General features: G+C 66.0%; 2 protein-coding genes and 1 pseudogene. 2 read left to right on the top strand and 1 reads right to left on the bottom strand.

The window, feature by feature from the left end:
- A pseudogene (locus EOA60_RS30040) lies at positions 1 to 183 on the top strand (ABC transporter); the annotation flags it as partial.
- A gap of 19 nt (positions 184 to 202) precedes the next feature.
- Here EOA60_RS30040 and EOA60_RS30035 read toward each other — a convergent pair.
- On the bottom strand, positions 203 to 1,687 hold the full coding sequence (locus EOA60_RS30035; RefSeq protein WP_095824092.1) for a carboxypeptidase M32: 1,485 nt from the start codon (positions 1,685 to 1,687) through the stop codon (positions 203 to 205).
- Positions 1,688 to 1,834: 147 nt separating this feature from the next.
- Between EOA60_RS30035 and EOA60_RS30030 the strand changes: the two genes are divergently transcribed.
- Positions 1,835 to 2,143: DUF1304 domain-containing protein (locus EOA60_RS30030; RefSeq protein WP_164899655.1), on the top strand; the 309-nt coding region annotated here is incomplete at its 3' end.

Here is a 2,143-nt window from a genome sequence, read left to right as displayed (position 1 = left end):
ATCGTGATCGCCCACCGGCTGGCGACGGTACTCAAGGCCGACCGCATCCTGGTCATGGAAGGCGGGCGCATCGTCGAGGAAGGCACCCACCAAAGCCTTGTCGCCAAGGGCGGCACCTATGCGCGGCTCGCCAAGCTGCAGTTCGAGACCGGAGCGAGCGCCTTCAAGGGCGCGGCGGAGTAGCGCCCGCCGGCAGGCGTTATCAGTCGCCGTACCGCTTGCGCAGGTGCTCGGTGAAGTAAACGGCGTTGAGCTTCTCGCCGGTGGCGCGCTCGAGCAGGTCCGGCGTCGACCAGCGCGAGCCCTGCGACCAGATCTTGTCGCGTCGCCACTCATTGATGGCGCTGAAGTCGCCCTTGGCGAGATCTCCGTCGGCTGACGGATGCTCCCTGGTCAAGGCGGCCCACTGCTGCGCCGCCATCATGGCGCCCAGGGTGTAGGACGGGAAATAGCCGAAGGCGGCGCCCGGCCAGTGCACGTCCTGCATCGGCCCGTCGGCCGGGTTGTCGATGGTCGACAGGCCGAGATAGTCGCGCATCTTGGCATCCCAGGCCTCGGGCAGGTCGGCGGCCTCCAGCCGTCCTGAGACGAGCTCCTGCTCGAGCTCGTAACGCAGGATGACATGCAGCGGATAGGTGACCTCGTCGGCGTCGACGCGGATGAAGCCGCGTTCCACATGATGGACATGCGGCAGGATGTCGTCGATCGACCAGGCTTCGCCGAGATGCTTCTCGACAACCGGCAGCGCCCAGCGCCAGAAGGCGGGGTTGCGGCCGATCTGCTTCTCGACGAACAGGCTCTGGCTCTCATGCACGGCCATGCCGCGCGCCTTGCCGAGCGGCCAGTGCGACCAGGCTTTCGGCAGATTCTGTTCGTAAAGCGCGTGGCCGGTCTCGTGCAGCACCCCCATCAGCGCCGACAGGAAATCGGAAGTCTTGTAGCGGGTGGTGATGCGCACATCGGTCGGCACGCCGCCGCAGAAGGGATGGTGCGACACCGCCAGCGAGCCATGGGTGAGGTCGAAGCCGACCGCCGCCATCATGGCAAGACCAAGCTCGCGCTGCTTCTCGACGGCGTAGCTGCCGGAGAGCGGCTTGAGCGCGTGCTTCGCCAGCCGCGCATCCTGCATCGCCAGCGCATGCGGCAGGAAATCCTTGAGGAAAGCCTTCAGCTCGACAAACACCGGCGTGATGTCGGCGGCGCGGTTGCCGGGATCGTACTGCTCCATCAGCGCGTCATAGGGGGCGAGGCCGAGCGCCTCGGCGCGCAGCGCCGCTTCTTCTCGGACCAGCGCCACGACGCCTTCCAGTGCCGGCAGGAAGCCCGCCCAGTCATTCTTGGCGCGCAGGTCGCGCCAGAGCTGCTCGGAGCGCATGCGCGCCGTCGTCTGGCGCTCGACAAATTCGACCGGCAGGCAGGTGAGGTTGGTATATTGGCGGCGCAGTTCCCTCACCGCAGCCTGCTGCTCGTCGTTCAGCGGTTCGGCTTCGGCGGCGGCGATCCAGTCGCCGATCTCCGGTGCGGTAGCCTGGGCGTGCAGCATGCCGGCCAAGGCCGACATCGCCTCGGCGCGCTTCTCGCCGCCGCCAACCGCCATGTGGGTCGCCTCATCGGCGCCGAGAATGGCCAGCGCATGTTCCAGCGCTTCGAGCCTATGGCCGAGCTGATCGAGTTTTTGGAAGGACATGGAGGGTTTCCGGCTGCAAAGGGGTTGGCGCGAAAAGATACCAAGGCGCGCAGCTTGGCAACCCTGATCCGCCCGTTCCGGATCAGCCCACCTTGCCTTGCAACAGCGCTGCGTGATCAAGGTTGGGGCCAACGAGCGGAGGGGACAATGATCGGCAATATCCTGACCGGGCTGGTGGCGCTGATCCACTGCTACATCGTCTATCTGGAGATGGTGCTGTGGGACACGCCGCGCGGCCACAAGGCGTTCAACCTCAAGCCGGACTTCGCCAGCGCCTCGAAAGTGCTCGCCGCCAACCAGGGGCTCTATAACGGCTTTCTTGCTACAGGCCTGATCTGGGGGCTCTATCTCGGCACCGGTGGGTTCCAGATCAAGATGTTCTTCCTGCTTTGCGTTGCCGTCGCCGGCCTCTATGGCGGGGCGACCGTCGGCCGCAAGGTCCTGTTCGTCCAGACG

The organism is Mesorhizobium sp. M1A.F.Ca.IN.020.06.1.1, assembly GCF_004023265.1.
GTDB lineage: Bacteria > Pseudomonadota > Alphaproteobacteria > Rhizobiales > Rhizobiaceae > Mesorhizobium.
Note: the sequence above shows the minus strand (reverse complement) of the source record. Positions and strands in the feature narration are given on the sequence as shown.